The 18,457-nt window shown below is 61.0% G+C and carries 12 protein-coding genes; 8 read left to right on the top strand and 4 right to left on the bottom strand.

Going from position 1 to position 18,457, the window contains the following annotated elements:
• Window positions 1-200: 200 nt before the first annotated feature.
• The 3 genes from D8U82_RS20365 to cbiE are packed head-to-tail and all read right to left on the bottom strand — an operon-like array spanning window position 201 to window position 3,215.
• Window positions 201-917: a cobalt-precorrin-6A reductase gene (locus tag D8U82_RS20365; RefSeq protein WP_130902849.1), complete on the bottom strand. Its 717-nt coding sequence runs from the start codon at window positions 915-917 to the stop codon at window positions 201-203.
• Window positions 914-2,011, bottom strand: a complete 1,098-nt coding sequence (locus D8U82_RS20360; RefSeq protein ID WP_130902848.1) for a cobalt-precorrin-5B (C(1))-methyltransferase — start codon at window positions 2,009-2,011, stop codon at window positions 914-916. Before D8U82_RS20360 ends, D8U82_RS20365 begins: the two co-directional genes overlap by 4 nt.
• Window positions 2,004-3,215, bottom strand: coding sequence for a precorrin-6y C5,15-methyltransferase (decarboxylating) subunit CbiE (cbiE, locus tag D8U82_RS20355; protein ID WP_130902847.1), 1,212 nt, complete (start codon window positions 3,213-3,215; stop codon window positions 2,004-2,006). Before cbiE ends, D8U82_RS20360 begins: the two co-directional genes overlap by 8 nt.
• Window positions 3,216-3,440: 225 nt before the next feature.
• On the opposite strand from cbiE, the gene D8U82_RS20350 reads away from it, so the two are divergent.
• The 8 genes from D8U82_RS20350 (at window position 3,441) to D8U82_RS20315 (ending at window position 17,757) form a co-directional block, all read left to right on the top strand.
• A complete protein-coding gene (locus D8U82_RS20350; RefSeq protein WP_130902846.1) occupies window positions 3,441-4,112 on the top strand; it encodes a hypothetical protein in 672 nt (223 codons plus the stop codon).
• Entirely contained in the window at window positions 4,036-5,073 is a 1,038-nt protein-coding gene (locus D8U82_RS20345) for a hypothetical protein (protein ID WP_177434150.1), read from the top strand. The genes D8U82_RS20350 and D8U82_RS20345 overlap by 77 nt, the downstream gene beginning before the upstream one ends.
• 53 nt (window positions 5,074-5,126) lie before the next feature.
• The gene (locus D8U82_RS20340; protein ID WP_130902845.1) at window positions 5,127-5,777 is read left to right on the top strand and encodes a hypothetical protein; all 651 of its coding nucleotides are present in this window, start codon (window positions 5,127-5,129) and stop codon (window positions 5,775-5,777) included.
• A gap of 156 nt (window positions 5,778-5,933) precedes the next feature.
• The gene (gene cobG, locus D8U82_RS20335) at window positions 5,934-7,232 is read left to right on the top strand and encodes a precorrin-3B synthase (protein ID WP_130902844.1); all 1,299 of its coding nucleotides are present in this window, start codon (window positions 5,934-5,936) and stop codon (window positions 7,230-7,232) included.
• On the top strand, window positions 7,225-7,851 hold the full coding sequence (locus D8U82_RS20330) for a precorrin-8X methylmutase (RefSeq protein WP_024011415.1): 627 nt from the start codon (window positions 7,225-7,227) through the stop codon (window positions 7,849-7,851). Before cobG ends, D8U82_RS20330 begins: the two co-directional genes overlap by 8 nt.
• On the top strand, window positions 7,851-8,582 hold the full coding sequence (locus tag D8U82_RS20325; RefSeq protein ID WP_051600374.1) for a precorrin-2 C(20)-methyltransferase: 732 nt from the start codon (window positions 7,851-7,853) through the stop codon (window positions 8,580-8,582). Before D8U82_RS20330 ends, D8U82_RS20325 begins: the two co-directional genes overlap by 1 nt.
• Window positions 8,582-10,282 (top strand): precorrin-3B C(17)-methyltransferase, encoded by a 1,701-nt coding sequence (gene cobJ, locus D8U82_RS20320; RefSeq protein ID WP_130902843.1) that lies wholly within the window; start codon window positions 8,582-8,584, stop codon window positions 10,280-10,282. The genes D8U82_RS20325 and cobJ overlap by 1 nt, the downstream gene beginning before the upstream one ends.
• Window positions 10,283-10,650: 368 nt before the next feature.
• The gene (locus tag D8U82_RS20315) at window positions 10,651-17,757 is read left to right on the top strand and encodes a TcdA/TcdB pore-forming domain-containing protein (RefSeq protein WP_130902842.1); all 7,107 of its coding nucleotides are present in this window, start codon (window positions 10,651-10,653) and stop codon (window positions 17,755-17,757) included.
• A 77-nt stretch (window positions 17,758-17,834) separates the two neighbouring features.
• On the opposite strand, the gene D8U82_RS20310 is transcribed toward D8U82_RS20315, so the two are convergent.
• Entirely contained in the window at window positions 17,835-18,431 is a 597-nt protein-coding gene (locus D8U82_RS20310) for a MarC family protein (protein ID WP_016771870.1), read from the bottom strand.
• Window positions 18,432-18,457 lie beyond the last annotated feature (26 nt).

Below are 18,457 nucleotides of genomic sequence, written 5' to 3'. Positions count from 1 at the left end.
CTTGAATTTGCAGTGCCAGACCTGACGCCTTCGCGGGCAAGCCCGCTCCCACAAATTTTGTGAGTGTGCACAGATATCAGCAACATCCACGGTTCCTGTGGGAGCGAGCCTGCTCGCGAAAGCGATTTGTCAGGCACTGATGGGCTGCCGGTGCGGACGTATTCGCGAGCAGGCTCGCTCCCACAAAGGGCCGTGCCGATTCAGTGGGAAAGGGCAGCGAGGACTTCAGCGACTGATTCAAACTCCTGATCAACCCCCGGCAACCCCGGGCGCTTCAACACCAGCACCGGCACGCCGCGCTCGCGCGCCACTTCGAGCTTCGGCTCGGTGGCGGTGCTGCCGCTGTTCTTGCTGATCAATACATCGATCTGTCGGCGCTCGAATAGCGCTCGCTCGTCTTCCAGCAAAAACGGGCCGCGTGCGCCGATCACTTCGCAGCGCATGTTGCCGGGATAGACGTCGAGGGCGCGCAGGGTCCAGAACTGGTGGGCGGGGATTTCGTCGAGGTGTTGCAGCGGTTCACGGCCGAGGGTGAACAGCGGGCGGTGGAACGGTTGCAGCGCTGTGATCAGTTCGGCCCAGTCACTGACCTCGCGCCAGTCATCGCCTGCTTGCGGCTGCCAGGCGGGGCGGCGCAAGGCCCAGCAGGGAATGCCGGCAAGCTGTGCCGCGCGGGCGGCGTTGGCGCTGATTTGTGCGGCGTAAGGGTGCGTGGCGTCGAGCAGCAGATCGACGCCTTCATCGGCGATGAACTGCGCCAGACCCTCAGCGCCGCCGTAGCCGCCGACCCGAACCTGGCAGCGCAAATCGCTCGGCACCCGGCCAACGCCGGCGAGGCTGTAGATATGTTGTGGGCCGAGCGTGCGGGCAATCGCCAGCGCCTCAGTGACACCGCCGAGCAGCAAGACCCGCTTCATACGAAACCTCCGGCGTGCCCGACAACCCCGCCCTGACGATCAATGGCAAACACCTCGACCTGGACCTGCGCCGGCACTACGCTGCGAGCGAAATCCAGCGCATGGCGACAAACCTCATCCCCCAAAGCAATGCCCGCCGCACTGGCCATGGCCAGGGCTTGTTGGCTGGTATTGGCTTCGCGAATGCCTTGTTGCAATGCCGCATCCGCGCCAATCGCCGCCGCCCACTCGGCCAGTTGCGGCAAGTCGATGCTCGAATGCCGTGAGTGCAGATCCATATGCCCGGCGGCGAGTTTGCTGATCTTGCCGAAGCCGCCGCACAGGCTGAGTTTATCCACAGGTACTTTGCGCAGATGCTTGAGCACCGCGCCGACAAAGTCACCCATTTCGATCAGGGCGATTTCCGGCAGGTCATAGACCCGGCGCATGGTGTCTTCGCTGGCGTTGCCGGTGCACGCGGCGATGTGCAGATAACCGTTGGTTTTCGCTACGTCGATGCCCTGATGAATCGAGGCGATGTAAGCGGCGCAGGAAAATGGCCGGACGATGCCGCTGGTACCGAGGATCGACAGGCCGCCAAGAATGCCCAGCCGTGGATTCATGGTTTTCAGCGCCAGTTCTGCGCCGCCCTCGACATTGACCGTGACCTCGAAGCCGCCACCGTAGGCGGTTTCGGCGGCGAGCAAGGCCAGGTGATCACTGATCATTTTGCGTGGCACCGGATTGATCGCCGGCTCGCCGACGGCCAATACCAGACCCGGTCGGGTCACCGTGCCGACGCCGACACCGGCGTTGAAGCGAATTCCCGGTTCGGCGCACAGTCGCACCTGTGAATAAAGCAGGGCACCGTGGGTGACGTCAGGGTCATCGCCGGCATCCTTGATCGTCCCGGCTTCGGCGCCGTCTTCGCTCAGTCGGCAGAACTCCAGGCGCATCTGCACCTGTTTGCCCTTGGGCAAAGTGATGTGCACCGCGTCGGCAGCGATGCCGGTGAGCAACAGGCGCGCGGCGGCGAGGCTGGTGGCGGTGGCGCAGCTGCCGGTGGTGAGGCCGCTGCGCAGGGGCGCGGGTTGTTCGGCGGTTTCGTCACGCATCGAGGGGTTTGACCAGTTCCAGCAGGGTGATCGGCAACGCCTGACGCCAAGTGTCGAACTCGCCGAGCGGCTGCGCCTGGGCGACATGGATGCGCGTCAGCTCACCGCCGTATTGTTCGCGCCAATGCATCAGGGTGACTTCGCTTTGCAGGGTCACGGCGTTGGCCACCAATCGGCCGCCGGGCTTGAGCCGGTCCCAGCAGGTTTCGAATACACCCTCACGGGTGACGCCGCCGCCGATAAAAACAGCGTCCGGCCGTTCGAGGTTATCCAGTGCTTGCGGCGCCTTGCCACGAATCAGTTGCAGGCCGGGTACGCCCAGCGCATCGCGGTTGTGTTCGATCAATTGCTGACGGCCCTCGTCGGCCTCGACCGCCATGGCACGACAGCTCGGGTGCGCACGCATCCACTCGATGCCGATCGAGCCGCTGCCGGCGCCGACATCCCAGAGCAGTTCGCCGGGCTTCGGCGCCAGGCGGGCGAGGGTGATGGCGCGCACGTCGCGCTTGGTCAACTGGCCGTCGTGACGGAACGCCGAATCGGGCAAGCCGGCGAGGCGCGACAGGCCGGTAACACCGGGGTCGGCCAGGCACTCGACAGCGACGACGTTGAGGTCGGCGACCGCCGCATCGCCCCATTCCCTGGCGCTGCGTTCGATACGTCGTTCGGCGTCGCCGCCCAGATGTTCCAGAACAGTCATGCGACTTGCGCCGAAACCACGCTCGCACAGCAATTGCGCAGCGGCTGCCGGGCTGCTGCCGTCATTGCTCAGCAGCAACAGACGCACGCCGCTGAACAGATGCGCATTGAGCGCCGCCAGCGGACGCGCCACCAGCGACACAACCGTCACCTCTTGCAACGGCCAGCCCAGGCGCGCCGCCGCCAATGCGCAGGACGAAGGGGCGGGGATGATCGCCATCTCGGCGCTCGGCACATGACGCGCCAGACTGGCACCGACGCCGTAAAACATCGGATCACCGCTGGCCAGCACGCAGACCGGCTCGCCACGCGACTCGAGCACTGGCGCGAGGGAAAACGGACTCGGCCACAATTGCCGCTCGCCGCCGATGCACGGCGGCAGCAGGTCCAGCTGACGCTGGCCGCCGACGATCCGCGAAGCGCCCAGCAGAGCACGCCGGGCATTCTTGCCCAGGCCCTTGAAGCCGTCTTCACCAATACCCACAACGGTCAGCCAATCGCCCATTTCATACTCCAGATCCTGCGTCCAGCGAAGCGGGCGACATGATAACGCGACAATCGATAACTGGCTGCTGTCCTTTTTTCAGGAGCGCCGACATTGAATGTTTACATTGTTTTTTGTGATTTTTCGAGTTCTTCGCAAGTATTGAATCGGCGTTCCGCTGGAAGTACTTGTGAATATCTGGAAGGTACTTTTTTAGTAAGTTGAATAATCGAATGGATAATTGAAATGAGCGATGTTTTGAACAGTATCTCGGCACTGCCCAACCAAGGCAGTGCGACAGTGATGGGGAATAATCTGTTGTCCTTCTTTTCCGGGTTGACGCCGGAAGACAAACGATTCGTCAAAGACAGTATGCGCTGGGCAGAATACAGAGCCGATTTGCGTCATAACAGAAACAGTGAACCAGCTGCTTGGTTCGAATATTATTCTGGGGTGCTTTGGTCTGTCGGCTGGAGCCTGGAGCAGGCTCCGGTAATCCATGTTGACAAGAACTTTACCGGCAATGCGCTGGACGTCTGGGCGCGATCCTTGTCGCAACAACTAAGTCGGGAGAAAGTCGGGCTAATGAAGGAAGCGTTCCATATGCTTGAGACACATTCAGATGCAATAGATGTATTTAGAGGTGGCGCTCGGGAGTGGAGCGATTTTCGTTTTTCTCCTGCTCAATACAATTTCAATAGGGAGTTGGAGATTGTCGTCAGTAATGTTCGCTTGCTTGATGCGAAGTGGTCCTCTACCTATTTGTTCTGGACTATTCAACATACGGGTTCGGAGCTTGATATCCGCTCCAGGCGCTTTTTGATCAGGTCTGCCGCGATAAATGAAAATCGGCTTCAGTTGGCTGCTGCAGTGCTTGATATGCGCGCGCGTGAAATTGAGTTGGCTCAGGGCGCTTGATGTTAGTTGGGGAGCTTTGTTTGCTGGTTTGTATGATGGTCTGAAATTAAATGCATGGATTTTCGATTTGATTAACTCCGGCGCTGTGATTAATTTGTTTTCCACACCAAGTCGGTGTTTTAACCAAGAAAGGAATCCATTTATGACTGAGCTGAATAAAGATGTAATCTCCGCTGTTGAGCGGTTTAGTTTGATTGCGCAAACCAATGACTTTATCGCTTCGCAGCCAGTGCTGCGCTCGCGTTCGGCAAGTGTTGGCAGTAGCTTGCCGATTGATAAAGATGAACTGAATGCTGCAATCATGGGCTCGGGTATTGCAGGCTTTGATGCAAGCATGTCCAAGCGCAGCAAGCGAATCGTTAAAAACACCTACATGTATGCCGATCTGGTTGCCTTGCTCAAGTATCCGGCCTCCAGCCAAAAGGAACAGCGCTATAACGAGTTTATGCGATTGATGAAACTGGCTGGCTGGTTTGCTTTCAGCCAGCCTTATAATCGATATACCGCTACTTCGCAAAAACTGACCATGGATAATGTTGTCCTGTCTGTTCTGCATACCGCTGTTAGTGCAGCAGTAGGACAGGGCCAGGCAGCCCTTAAATTATTGTCCACTGTGGCAGATGCGACCATGGATGCGCTGAAAAATGAACCACAGGCCCTGACGCTGTTCGAGAACAACTCGAAGAAAGCCGAAGGTGGCAACTTTTGCATGAGTGCGGCTTCGCAGGATGATGAAGGTGGTATCACCCTGGCAATCGCTGCTGTGCAATATCTGGCTTCGGCTCAACCTACCAAAGTACTGTTTGTAGAGTGGGCTACATCTGCTGTGGAGATTTATAACGCCGGCGCCACGATGTATATGGATGAGGAAGACTATGCAATGGTAGAACCGTTGATTGTCAAGGCTCTGACTGAGCAGCGTGAGAAAGCGCTCAGCTACGAATTTGGCCAATCGGTCTGAAAGTGATTAATGCCAGAGGCGCAAGCCTCTGGTTTTTTTTGTGGGAGATGCAAATGTTCGCGATTTCGAAGGTTTTCGTATGTGCAGGGGCATTAGTGCTGGTGAGTAAAGAGCTGTCGGCATCTGACATTGACGATAGTCTCGATGCGCTGCTTTATTCACAAACGGTCGCCTCGCATAAAGTTCCCGATGCTGTTGAATGCGATGCATGGAATGACGCCAATAAAACGGCTTTGAAAGTCACCGGTGCTTTGTTTTTCGACGATCCGGTTATCAGCGCGCCGGTCACTACGCCCGATACTTTTACTCTGCTGGAGTTGACTCAAGAACTCTTGCAAGGATGGGCGCCGGCAGTTTTGAACCAACAGGTAATTGCCAATCTGACCTCGCAACTGGAGAGCAACGGTGCGGCCCTTGAGTTGCTTCAGCGAAATATTCTGCAAGAGGGCAAGTCGATTCGCTTCATGCTTGGCAGCGTATCTGCGGAATCGACGCTTACGATGGTCGTCATTTCGTTTGCCGTCAAAGAGCCTGTTCCGGGCAATGTGCTTGAGCGACGCTTCAATGCTGAGCAGATCGTGGGCAACCTTGCTGTTGATTGCTACAAGGCTCTTATAGATGCCGATGATTACTGTTTCTCGAGAGCCAGGATTATTGCGTTATTGGGTGAGCGGCTCGAAAAGCAGATTATCGCCCTGACCTGAGAGCGCGGCAGAGGCAACAACTGAAGCCTGCCTGCCCCACCGGTCGAGACAGAGGGCAGACTTTTCATACCGGTGGGCAAAGCAGGCATAATACCGCGCCTTCGCCCGCGAAGCGCTTCTGCCACACAACCGGTCAGCCCCTTGAACGAACGCCCGATGTCCACCGCCTTACGCCCCTCGGCCTGCCCGGGGTTGCTGCGTATCGTCCAGGCACTGGACGGCGGTATCTGTCGGATCAAGCTCGATGGCGGTTCGATCAGTGCTGATCAGGCCGATGCGGTGGCCGCTGCCGCCGAAGCGTTTGCGAGCGGTGCGATCGAAGCGACCAATCGCGGCAACCTGCAGATTCGCGGCATCGGTGCGCAATCGGCGGCGCTGATCGAGCGCTTGCTGGCCGCTGGCCTCGGGCCAAAGAACGCTGCCGGCGACGATGTGCGCAATCTGATGCTCAGCCCGGCCGCCGGCATCGATCGGCAGATGCTGATCGACACGCGCCCGCTCGCAGGGCAAATCCTCGACACCTTGCAAAGCCATCCGCGCTTCCATGAGTTGAGCGCCAAGTTCGCCGTGCAGCTCGATGGCGGCGAAGCACTGGCAATGCTCGAGCATCCGCATGATCTGTGGCTGTCGGCATTCGAGCGTGACGGCGAAATCCTCTGGGCATTCGGTCTGGCCGGTTGCCCGACCGATCGCCCTCTCGGCGCTGTGACTCAGGACAACGCTCACGCGCTGGTGGTCGCCGCGCTGGAACTGTTCCTCGACCTGGCCCGGCCAGAGCAAACACGGATGCGCCATCTGCTCGATGAGTTGCCCAGGCTCGCGTTTCTCGAATCGTTGCGCGAGCGCGTATCGCTCAAGGCAATCAGCAATTGGCAGCGCCCGGCGTCGGCAGACGCGCTGCACATCGGCGCTCATCAGCAGAACACGCAAGGCCGCTGCTACGTCGTCGCGGTGCCGCCACTGAGCCGTCTCGATCCGGCGATGCTGCGTGGCGCGGCGCAACTGGCCCGACAGTCTGGCGATGGCAGTCTGCGCTTCACGCCGTGGCAGAGCCTGCTGCTGCCGAACGTGAAAGCCACGGATACCGACAACGTGCTTGAGCAGTTGCGGGCGTTGGGCCTGCTGACGACCGACGCCGAACCGCTGACAAGGCTGATCGCCTGCACCGGCGCCGATGGCTGCGGCAAAGGCCTTGCCGACACCAAGCAGGATGCCCGGCAACTGGCACCTTTGCTGCCCGCAGGGCTCAGCGTGCACCTGTCGGGCTGCTCGCGCTCCTGCGCCGCCGCCCATTGCGCGCCAGCCACGCTGCTGGCCGTCGCCCCCGGTCATTACGACCTCTATTTTCGCGATGCAGCACAGCCCGGATTCGGCACGCTGCACGCCTGCAACCTTACTATTGAAGCGGTCGCGACCCTGCTCGACGCCCGCTCCCGGAGCCCCCTTGATGCTTGATTACATCCGCGACGGTCAGGAGATCTATCGCAACTCCTTCGCGATCATTCGCCGCGAGGCCAATCTGGCGCGCATTCCCGCCGATCTGGAGAAACTCGCGGTGCGGGTGATCCACGCCTGCGGCATGGTCGAGGCCGTCGACGGTCTGCAATTTTCCGAGGGCGCGGGCAAGGCCGGGCGCGATGCTCTGGCGGCCGGTGCGCCGATTCTCTGCGACGCACGGATGGTCTCCGAAGGCGTGACCCGCGCGCGTCTGCCGGCCAATAACCAAGTGATCTGCACTTTGCGCGACGACAGCGTGCCTGAGCTTGCCCGTGAGCTGGGCAACACCCGCTCGGCCGCCGCGCTGGAACTGTGGCGCCCGCACCTTGAAGGCAGTGTGGTGGTGATCGGCAACGCACCGACCGCGCTGTTCTACTTGTTGGAAATGCTCGACGCCGGCGCGCCAAAACCGGCACTGATCCTTGGCTTCCCGGTCGGCTTCGTCGGTGCTGCCGAGTCGAAAGCGGCACTGGCCGCCGACAGTCGCGGCGTGCCGTTCGTGATCATGCAGGGTCGCCTGGGCGGCAGTGCCATGGCCGCCGCCGCCGTCAATGCCCTCGCCACGGAGATCGAATGATGGAGGCCAAAGGACGTCTGATCGGCCTCGGTGTCGGCCCCGGTGATCCGGAACTGATCACCGTCAAAGCCTTGCGCCTGCTGCGCGAATCGCCAGTGGTCGCGTATTTCGTGGCCAAGGGCAAGAAGGGCAATGCGTTCGGCATCATCGAGGCGCATCTGGTCGAGGCGCAGAATCTGCTGCCGCTGGTCTATCCGGTGACCACCGAGGCGTTGCCGGCGCCGCTGTCCTATGAACAGGTCATCAGCGATTTCTACGACGAAGCCGCTGTGGCGGTCGCCGAACATCTGGATGCCGGCCGCGATGTGGCGGTGATCTGCGAAGGCGACCCGTTCTTCTACGGCTCCTACATGTACCTGCATGACCGCCTCGCCAGCCGTTATGAGGCCGAAGTCGTGCCCGGCGTGTGCTCGATGCTCGGCGGCGCTTCGGTGCTCGGCGCGCCGCTGGTGTATCGCAATCAGAGCCTGTCGGTGCTTTCCGGCGTGCTGCCCCAGGAAGAATTGAAGCGGCGTCTGGCCGATGCCGATGCGGCGGTGATCATGAAACTGGGACGCAACTTTCCCAAGGTGCGTCAGGTGCTGGAAGAACTCGGTCTCGCCGAGCGCGCGCTGTATGTCGAGCGCGCGACCATGGCCAATCAGAAGATCGTGCCGATGGATCAGGTCGAGCCGATGTCCTCGCCGTACTTCTCGCTGATCATCGTCCCGGGCGAACGGTGGCAAGGTTGATGAGCCAAGCGACTCCCGCCATCGTCATCCTCGGCCAGGGCAGCCTCGCCACGGCGCGGCGCATTCAACAGGTCTATCCGGCGGCGCAAATCCATGGCCTTGCCGGACGGGTTGAAGGCGCCGACAGCCGCTATGAGGAATTCGGCGCGACCCTGCGCGCGTTGTACCAACAGGACACGCCGATCATTGCCCTTTGCGCGGCCGGCATTGTCATTCGCACACTGGCGCCGCTGTTGCTGGAGAAAGGCGCCGAACCCGCTGTGCTGGCGGTGGCCGAAGACGGCAGCGCGGTGGTGCCGTTGCTCGGTGGCCTCGGTGGGGTCAATGTCATGGCCCGGGAGATCGCGGCGGCGTTGCAAGTGGCGCCGGCGATCACCACCAGCGGCGAATTGCGCTTTGGCACCTGCCTGCTCAATCCGCCGAGCGGCTATGCACTGGCGGATCTGGAGTCGGGCAAACGCTTCGTTTCCGACCTGCTCGCCGGGCACAGCGTGCGCATCGAAGGCGCGGCGCCATGGCTGGATCAGGCGCAGTTGCCGCAGGATCCGCAGGCGCAGCGGTCGATTCATGTGAGCAGTGCGCAGCGGGTGGCCAGTGCCGATGAATTGCTGATCTACCCGCGCAGTGTGGCGGTGGCGGTGAGTGCTGAGGTGGCGGATCTGCCGAACGCCATTCGCACTGCGTTGCAACAGGCCAGCGTCGCCGTGCCGGCACTGGCGTGTCTGGTGGCAGCAGACGCTGAAATGGCCGCATCGAATTTGCGCGAAGCTGCGCTCGAGTTGGGCGTGCCGCTGCGCTTCGTCGCGGCGCAAAACGATCTTCAGACGTTGGCCCGGGTTGCAGTGCCTGCGGCGAAGGTGATCAGCGCAGAACATCTGGCGATCGCGATTGCCGAGCAACCGCTGGACGTCGCGCAGATCGGCCGCCCGCGTGGTCGCCTCGCGGTCATTGGCCTTGGCCCCGGCGCCGCCGAACTGATGGTGCCAGCGGTGAAAGCCGAACTGGCCCGCGCCACCGATGTGCTTGGCTACGAAACCTACGTGCGCATGGCCGGCCCGTTCCGCGACGATCAGGTGCAGCACTGCACCGACAATCGCGAAGAAATGCAGCGTGCCCGCCATGCCTTCAGGCTCGCCGCCGCAGGCCGCTCGGTGATCGTGGTTTCCTCGGGCGACCCGGGGGTATTCGCCATGGCCGCTGCGGTGCTCGAAGCCCTGCACGAATCGGACGATCCGGCGTGGCACAGCGTTGATCTGGAAATCCTCCCCGGCGTTTCCGCCTCGCTGGCCACTGCGGCTCAGGCCGGTGCGCCGCTGGGCCACGACTTCTGCGTGATGTCGCTGTCGGACAACCTCAAGCCGTGGGCGATCATCGAGAAACGTCTGGATCTGGCCGCCGAAGCGGATCTGGCCCTGGCGTTCTACAACCCGATTTCCCGGGCGCGCCCGTGGCAGTTGGGCCGGGCGCTGGAGATTGTTGCGCAGCACCGCTCGCCTGAAACACCGGTGGTGCTCGGTCGGGACATCGGCCGGCCGGGGCAGACGCTGCGCACCACGACCCTGAGCGCATTGACACCGGAACAGGTGGACATGCGCACCATGGTGTTGATCGGCTCTTCGACCACCTGCACCTTCGCCCGTGCCGGGGGCGGTGAATGGGTGTACACGCCGCGTTGGTATGGTGAAAAACCGCTGTCCTGAAAAACCCTCCGCTCATGCAATTCTCAGCGACGGGAAAGTTTGAGCGGTTGTAAGTCCGATTGAAGTTTCAATTGTTTTCCACCAGCAATAAACAATGGTCATGTCCCACAGGGCAGGGCCATTTTTTATGCCCGACGGTCGCGCCGGTCCGCTAATTATTTCGCTGCCGTTACAGCGTACTGCTGCGGTGTTATCAGATATTGCCGGGGACAAGCTTTGTATTCCTTGTTGTTTGTGTGGCGCGTATTCGCCCACTAGGGTGCTGTGTTCACAGCACTTGTCGAGTGTCGTTCAAATCAATCTACCGCTCTGCAGCGGCGCGAAAGTGTGCGCGGTCAATGAGCCATTTAATAAACAAGGAGTGTGCAATGGCTTTGAAAAACGATTATTCGTTCGGGCGAGCGTTCGTATCTGCGCAAGAGTATTCGGTGATCTCCAGGGCGTTACGGGAGTTCTCTGCCTCGGCGCAGTACCAAGCGCTGAACGACTGTTACCAGCAAGCCAGTCAAACGACCGATCCGGTGTCGTTGTTGACCCTGGCGAGCCTGTTTCAAGAGCAACTTGCAGCGCTGCTCAAACGCAAGAAAACCCCTGTCCCGGTGGCTGTCGATGACATTGCGCGCGGGCTGCAACATTATCTGTCACGGCTTTCGACGACCGTGGAAATGTTGTCGGGGCTGACCCGGCCGGTTCCGAAGGTTATCCATTTCGTTTGGGTTGGCGGCAGCGAAGTCGGGGTCAATCAGCGCGATTACATGAATATCTGGCGTCAGGTGATGGCGGCGGAGGGTTACCGCTTCAACCTTTGGTACGACAGCGATGCGTTGCTGGCTTTCGAGATGAACCGGGTCATTCTCGACAGTGCCAGGGCTGATGCGATGGCGTCCGGTGGCGCTGCACTCAAGCATGCCGGGCAACTGGCGACGATGATTGAAGACCGCGCACGGGTGTTGAAACAGCAGATGTTCGACTACCTCAGCCAGCCGAAGTGGAATGGGCGAGCCGATCAAGCGCGCATCGATCTGATGGTGCGTGCTTATGGCAAGGACCGCGCGACGCTGCGGGCTTTTCGTCAGCGCTGCCTCGACAGCCATCTGGCGATGGTTGGCGCGGATCTGCAATTACGCGATGTATCTCACGCCTTTGCCGATGACTTGCTGGCGGACGTTTACCGCCGCGAAGTGTCGATGCGCGGCAACTTTGCCGCAGCGAGCGATGTGGTGCGCTTGCAGGCAGAACTTCTTGAAGGCGGGCGTTATACCGACATGGATTATCTGCCGCCACTGCTCGATAAATTGGGCGGTGTCGATATCAGCGATTACAGTCAGACGCAAAAGATCGGTGTTCTGCAACTTCTGTTGAACAACAACCCGCAGTTGATGCCTGGACGCGATCCGCAGCATTACCCCGACAGAACCGGCAGTCTCCCAGAACAACATAAACAACTTCTCGAGGATTTTGCTCGCAGCAAACCGGACCCGCTTGAACTGTTCGTGCCGCCGCAAACCGTGGAGGCCGGCGAGAACGGCTTTCGCATGGGGCTGCAAATCGGCGAAGAAATGAATGCACATTTCATCGCCCAGCCGGGCAGCGGCATGACGATGTCGATCATGCAAGTGATTCGGCTTAATTACGACGTGCTTACTGAAGTTGAAAGACGCATGGCCAACTCGGGATCCGGGTGGGCCGACAGTGAAACCCTGACCACGGTCGCTGCGGCAGTCATCGAAGAGATGTTGGTCAGGTCGAACTTCACCAACTGGAATGAAGCTTATGCCTACCAATTGCTTAAAGCGGTTGTCACCTATTACCAGGACGGCATTCGTAATGACGCGGGAGGCACGGTAACGCTCACCGGCCCCGGCGCGGCCCTCGCCGGATTGCATGAATACATTGAAGCCAATTGCGATCCGTTTTTCACTCGTCAGGTGCTGGCGCAACAGCGTTTGCGCGAGGGCTACAACGTCAATACCGAAGAGGAAACCATTTCCGGCTGGATCGTCAGGGGCACGGAAAAGGACTGGCTGGAGATGGAACACGCCCGGTGGGCCGAGGGCAAGCTGAAATCCCGTTATGCCGGACGCTTGTCCGACCTGCTCAGTGATCGAAGCCTGACCTTCGAGCGCGGCTGGCCCGTTGTCGAGGGCAAACCGGTGCTGTTGACCGCGGTGCTGCAACGTTTGATGGATGATCTGGGCGAGCCGTTCATTCGAGCGATGCGAGACAAGCTGAGCGGGGAGGTTACCTTCGATCAAACCGTGGTCATCGACTTCGACACCCGCCAACAGGTGCTGGCGCAAGGACCTGTCGTGGTGCCGACCTCCCGTGGCGCGGATTCCGTCAGCCATCTCAACGAACTGTTCAGCCGCATCGCCCACGGAACGCTGCCGCTGGAGCAACTGAGCCCCACAATGCGGGTCGTGCTCGGCGGCATTTTCGGCGCGACGAGCGTGGACGATGGCGGGTTCGCCGATACCTGGCAACAGGTGCGCGACCTGGCCATCGCCACCGACCGCGACGGCACTTTCGCGCGCTACGATGCGATTGAAAAAGCCGTGCGCCAGCGCCGCTCGGCGGCGTTCGAGAACGGGCTGGAACGCGACCTGCCGACGGCCACATCGACGACCCGCGAACTCAAGGTGCAAGCCATGTCCGAGCCGCTGACGCTGCGCCAGTGGGGCGAGCGTATCGGCCAGATCAAGCGCAGCGCCCGGCAGGAGTTCCGCACGCAGATCTTGCAGCGCAGCGGCCAGGTGCGTGACGTCTTTTTCAAGGCTGGCGCGGTGTCGGTCAAGCAGTTGCCGCAGGATCTGTTGCAGCACAACGCAGGCGACCCGGGGCGTCGCTGTTATCCGCTGGTGCTGCTGATGGGCGCCGCCGTTGCAACTGGCGAGCCGGCGGAGCGGGCGTTGGTCGGGCATGTCGCCAGCGCCAGCGCGAGTCCCGACGAACTTGGCTCGCGGGCGTTGCGCAGTGCGCTGGACGAACTGCGCGCCTTGCCCACCGGCGAGGTCGGCAGCGCTCGCGGCGTGCAGCGCATGGACAGCATCATCGCCGCGCTGGACGCCAGTGCGGCACCTGCGGTGCTGCTGCTCGACACCGGCGACCACGCCCTGCTGCTGGCCAAAGTGCGAACCGGTGAGCACGCGGCCTATCGCTTCTACGACCCCAACTTTGCTCTCTATGGGTTTGCCGATGGTGCGCAGTTGCAGCGTGGCGTAGAGCATTATCTGAGCGCAGACGATAACGCGCTGGCGAAGCTTTACGGTCTGGGCGATGCGGCCAATGCGCCATTCAACGTGATCGAACTGGACACCTCGGCGATCGCCGAACGCAGGCTGTCATCGGATCTGCGCGTGGACAGTTTTCTGCACAACGCTGCACTGGCCGATCCGCAGGGAGCGTCGATCTGGCACAAGCAAGCGCTGGCCCGTACCCGATCTCTTGGCGAAAACGCTCGACTGGGCGCCAGTCTCGCGCAACTGGACGCACGCTACTGGGCCAGCGAGTTCGAGCAGGCGACCGAGCGCTTGCGCCTTGAGCACAAGGTGGCGGGTGATTACGTGCCGTTGCTCGATACCCTCGGCAACAAAGCCGACGGCGGCCACAGCATTACCCTGATCGATCCGCGCAATGCGCAAAACACCCTGACGGTGATCACCCGCGATTCGCGCTTTCAGAAAATCAGGCAATACGTCGAACGACTCGTGCAGGGCGGTGCGGCCAGGCCCGGGCAGACGGCTGACCACGACGGTGGCAGCCGGCTGAGTTTCGCCTTTGCGATCCAGACGCTGATCAGTGAGATGCGCCAGCGCGATTACCGCGCTGGCGATACCGTGCCGGCGCTGACCGTTGCTCTGCAGATCCAGGTGTACGTCAGTTATGCACAGCTGGGCTTTGGTGTCGCCAGCGATGCTGCGCAGATCGTCCAACTGGTGCGTCAGGTAGCAGCGGCCGAGCGGGCGTTGCAGCAGGGCTCATTCGCCGCACGCCTGGCAGGACAGGCCGCCACGGGCGTTGGCGTGGCATTTTCCGTGGCCAATATCGGCTTCGACATCTACAACCTGACGCAGGCAGAGAATCATGAGCAGCGAGCGCGGTTCTCCACGTCCCTGGCGTTCAACACGGCGGCGCTGGGTCTGGATCTTGTCGCCCTGGCAGCGGGCGGAACGGTGGCCGCGTTCGCCGCAGCGCTGGCTGTGCCGCTACTGGGCGTGGGTATCGGGGTCACCGCGATTGCCAGCAATCTCGGGCAGATCATGGACAAGGCTGCGGCCATCGGCGAGCACCTCTCGCAGATTCACGACGCTTATCAGCAATCTTACGAACGCGCTGGTGCGGTCTTGCAGTTCCCCGCTCTGGCCGTGATAACCGAGGTGGATCTGCACAGCAGGAGGGTGGCGTTCGAGGGGCAGAAGTTTTACCCCTGGAAAGGCAGTGCGCTGGAGCTGCCGCAGTACGACGATGATCCAGCCAGGCGACATGCCGCGATCAACATCCCCAGAGCCTTTCAACGGCCTGCTGTCGGCAGCGTCTGGGGGACCTTGCCCGAGGCGCTGGTGCTGCCCTGTTCACCCGTCTGTTACTACGGCTACGAATATCAGCTCGGCAGCGCCGGGGCCGTGCCTTTTTCCACGACCCGCTATCCGCGGTTGCATGACCGTCTGGCACATCAGCTGGAATATGACGCGCTCGGTAACCGGGTGTTTTACCTGTTCAGCACGCCGTTTGCGCCACACATCCTTTACAAGCTGCATCCGGTCTTCATGGCCACGACGATCAAGGTGCAGTTGAGCGCTGAGGTCAGCCAACTGGTGGTTCCGGACCTGCCACCAGAGTGGCGCGAGAAGATTGCCTACCGGATCACCGCGCCGCAGGGGCAGTACCGGATTCGGTTGGTGCCAGGGCTGCTGGCGGTGAATTTCGAACAAGCGCAGGGCTGGGAACGGGTGACGTGGACGGTGCAAGCGTCCTGGGCCCGGGTCGAGCAGGTCAGTTTTCGGGAAAAGCCACGGGACAGCATCGACAGCGCACCTGACATGCTGGTCGATGGCGTGATGTTGAATCGTTTCGACGGTGTCATCGAGCTGGCCGAGGGGCTGTTCCGGATCGACTGGACAGGCCTCAGCCTGCATCTGATCGGTGTTGTTCTCGACTACGAAAACGAAGCTGCGGATCAGCTGCGCAGCGCCGACATGACAGCCAGCGGCATCCCGGCGCCGGTTCTGCGCTATCTGCGCGCTCAGGTCACCAGCGGGCAATTGACCGCAGCGTATTTGCCGTTACGTAACTTCAGAGTGCCGTTCAATTCGCCGGGCCAACCAGTGGTGACCACCGGCTATTACGACACTGCGCGGGACCGGGTGCTGTTCGCACGTAACCTGCCGCAGGAGGTCAACGAGGGCGTGGTTCTGGCAGGCGTCAGCGCCCGCCATGCGTGGTTCTACCATCCCGATCATCCATCGCTGTGGCGGGTCGATGTGCTGACCGGCACCGTCCAGCATCGCTACCGTCTGAAAAATCCGCGTATGGGATCGACGATCATTGGCTGCCAACAACAAGCCGATGGTGCGCTGCGGATTGTGCAGAGGCTGACGGCAGAAGCGTTGCATGGCACTACCACCATCGAGTATCGGATTACCGCTCAGAAGGTGGAGCTGACGGCTTGCAAGATCACTTTTGCGGCAGAGGATTATCGGTTCGAACCGCGCGAAGCGCTTCGACAAATCGATGCCCCGTTCAGGCGCGAATCGCCAGACACGGCCGCCAGCAGCAGCGGCTGGTCTTATGCTCCGTTCATTGTCGTGGAAGGCTATGCCGGGTTGCAGCTGCGCGACCGGGCCTGGCTGAACAAGGCGACGGGCAAGTGCACTCAGGCCGGGCAGGACCGGTCCTGGCCCGAGGACTTGTTGATGCTGGTGCCGTCCAGCTCGGAAAACAACGCGGTGCTGTTCTATAGCCCGCAGGAGCGGACGATCAGTCGCGGCATCGAACCCCGGGTCGGGCATTGGCAGAATGTGGTGATCGAACACGATGTGGTGGAGGTCACTCAGACCAATCAGCGTTTCATCGCCACCAAGGACGACGGCCGACTGTTCGAAATCGATATCGTCGACGTGCCGGCAGCGGCAGCGATCGACGACGCGATTGTGTTTCAGTACGGGGTACCTTCCCTTGCCCACAGAAGCGATGAGGCGTGGCTCGATCAGGCCGATAAGCCGTCGATTCTGCGGTTCGCCGGTGTCGGGCCGCGTTGGCTGCAGCGACATCCCGATTGGTTGAGCGCATTGCCCGCGCTGGCCACGAAAGCGCCGTTGCTGCCGTTGCCGATCTTCGGTTTACGTGATGTGGCAGGTCAGGCTTTCCTGGCGGCATGGTGTGTCGATGGCAGAATCGCTGTGGCCGATATCGGTCAGGGCAAGGAGCTGGCGCTGCTCGGTCTGACCCCGGATAACAGCGCGGTCTGGTTGCTTGAAATCAGCACCGGACAACTTTATCGCCAGCCGCTGATGGCGATCGAAGCACTGCGGGGAGTGTTTGCCGAGGACCATCGTTTGCTGAAATCGGAGGCGCTCGGCAGGCCTGAAAAGGTCTGGACGTCATGGACTTTTGCTGAGGTGCGACGCCAAGGTGAAGGGCTGGTCGCGCAGACCCTCGACGGGGTGCATCTGCAATTGCTGGATAACCAGCCGGCAATGATCGTTGGCGTGGAAAATCGCTGGTCTCATGTGCCGGGTCAGAGCGATGAACAGTTACGTGCACGCCTGCGAGCATTGTTGCACGGGCATGCCCACGCGCCTGTCATACAAGTGGCAAGTGCAACCGGACGCTATCTGTATTACCTGCCGCAACTTGATCGGCTGTTCGATCTGGCCGGACGCAGCGACGGGCAGTGGTCGGCATTTCTCGGTACGCGCGGGTCGAAGCAGCCGATGCTGTTCGACCCGGTCGACCAGTTGATTTTCAGCGCCGGCCCGAACGACGGCGTCTGGCTGCCCGGCAGTTATGCCCATCGCGACGCCGAGGTCATGGTGCTTGAGGTAGGTGATGACATCACAGAAATCGAAACATTGTTGCCCGATGACGTTGCCAGGCTGCTGCTGACTTTCGGTGCGCAGACCTCGGGTTATCGGCTGTCGCAAGCGTCCTTCCAGCGCCTGGACTGCATCGTGGTCGATGGGCGACAGGCTTCGGATGCTGAAACGGCAGAACCTTGCCTGCTGGATCTGGATCTGGACGAGTGCGGGCATTGGTGGATGTCACGGGTCGATGACGATGTGGTACTGACCGATCCGGACTCCGGGCACAGTCTGATCGTGCGCAATTTCGACGGACAACGCCCACTGCTACTGATGCTGCCCATCGCCGGGCGGCCACATACCTTGACGCTGGCTCAAGGGCTGCAAGCCTTTGCCACTGCGCGCGGTGTCGAGGCAACGGTCAGCCTGACAGCGGTGATCGCAGCGCTGCGCTGAGGCCGCCATGCACAACAAAACGCCGCGAACGGTGACCGTACGCGGCGTTTGTTGTGGCGGTTGCACTGCGACAATGCTCAAGGCACCAGATAACCCTTCACACCGGTAAAGATGATTTGCGCTGCCAGCGCGCAAACGAACAATCCCATCAAGCGGCTGACAATCTGCAAGCCCTGATCGCCGAGAATCCGCTCGATGCGATTGGACAGGTACAGCACCACACCGACAGTGAAACTGGCGAGCGCAATACTCATGATTGCGGTGAGCTTGTCGTCCCAGTGCGGCTGGCTGACGCCCATTACCAGCAAGGCGCCGATGGTGCCGGGGCCGACCGTCAGCGGAATGGTCAGCGGCACGATGGTCACATCCTGCTGCACGTTATCGGCCTGCACCGCCGGTTTGCCCTGAGCCATGCCCAGCGCGGAAATGAACAACACGCTGCCGGCACCGATGCGGAAGGCGTCCACGGTGATGCCGAAGACATCGAAAATCACCCGCCCAAACAAATACAGCAGAACACTGGAAATCAGTGTGGCGAGGGCGACCTTCCACGCCAGACGCCGCTGTTCCTTGCGCGAATAGCCACGGGTCAGGCTGATAAAGCAGGACAACACGAAGAACGGGCTGTAGAGCACCAGCATCTTCAGATAAACGCTGAACAACACATGGAGCATGATGCAAGCTCACTGGCGATGGAGTC

This window comes from Pseudomonas sp. Sample_23 (assembly GCF_004307595.1).
Classification (GTDB): Bacteria; Pseudomonadota; Gammaproteobacteria; order Pseudomonadales; family Pseudomonadaceae; genus Aquipseudomonas; species Aquipseudomonas atacamensis.
Note: the sequence above shows the minus strand (reverse complement) of the source record. Positions and strands in the feature narration are given on the sequence as shown.

Bases quoted from the DNA above. Each gene is read 5' to 3' on its own strand.
- D8U82_RS20310 (WP_016771870.1), bottom strand. From the start codon at position 18,431: ATGCTCCATGTGTTGTTCAGCGTTTATCTGAAGATGCTGGTGCTCTAC.
- D8U82_RS20315 (WP_130902842.1), top strand. From the start codon at position 10,651: ATGGCTTTGAAAAACGATTATTCGTTCGGGCGAGCGTTCGTATCTGCG.
- cobJ (WP_130902843.1), top strand. From the start codon at position 8,582: ATGAGCCAAGCGACTCCCGCCATCGTCATCCTCGGCCAGGGCAGCCTC.
- D8U82_RS20365 (WP_130902849.1), bottom strand. From the start codon at position 917: ATGAAGCGGGTCTTGCTGCTCGGCGGTGTCACTGAGGCGCTGGCGATT.
- cbiE (WP_130902847.1), bottom strand. From the start codon at position 3,215: ATGGGCGATTGGCTGACCGTTGTGGGTATTGGTGAAGACGGCTTCAAG.
- D8U82_RS20330 (WP_024011415.1), top strand. From the start codon at position 7,225: ATGCTTGATTACATCCGCGACGGTCAGGAGATCTATCGCAACTCCTTC.
- D8U82_RS20360 (WP_130902848.1), bottom strand. From the start codon at position 2,011: ATGCGTGACGAAACCGCCGAACAACCCGCGCCCCTGCGCAGCGGCCTC.
- D8U82_RS20350 (WP_130902846.1), top strand. From the start codon at position 3,441: ATGAGCGATGTTTTGAACAGTATCTCGGCACTGCCCAACCAAGGCAGT.
- D8U82_RS20340 (WP_130902845.1), top strand. From the start codon at position 5,127: ATGTTCGCGATTTCGAAGGTTTTCGTATGTGCAGGGGCATTAGTGCTG.
- D8U82_RS20345 (WP_177434150.1), top strand. From the start codon at position 4,036: ATGAAAATCGGCTTCAGTTGGCTGCTGCAGTGCTTGATATGCGCGCGC.
- cobG (WP_130902844.1), top strand. From the start codon at position 5,934: ATGTCCACCGCCTTACGCCCCTCGGCCTGCCCGGGGTTGCTGCGTATC.
- D8U82_RS20325 (WP_051600374.1), top strand. From the start codon at position 7,851: ATGGAGGCCAAAGGACGTCTGATCGGCCTCGGTGTCGGCCCCGGTGAT.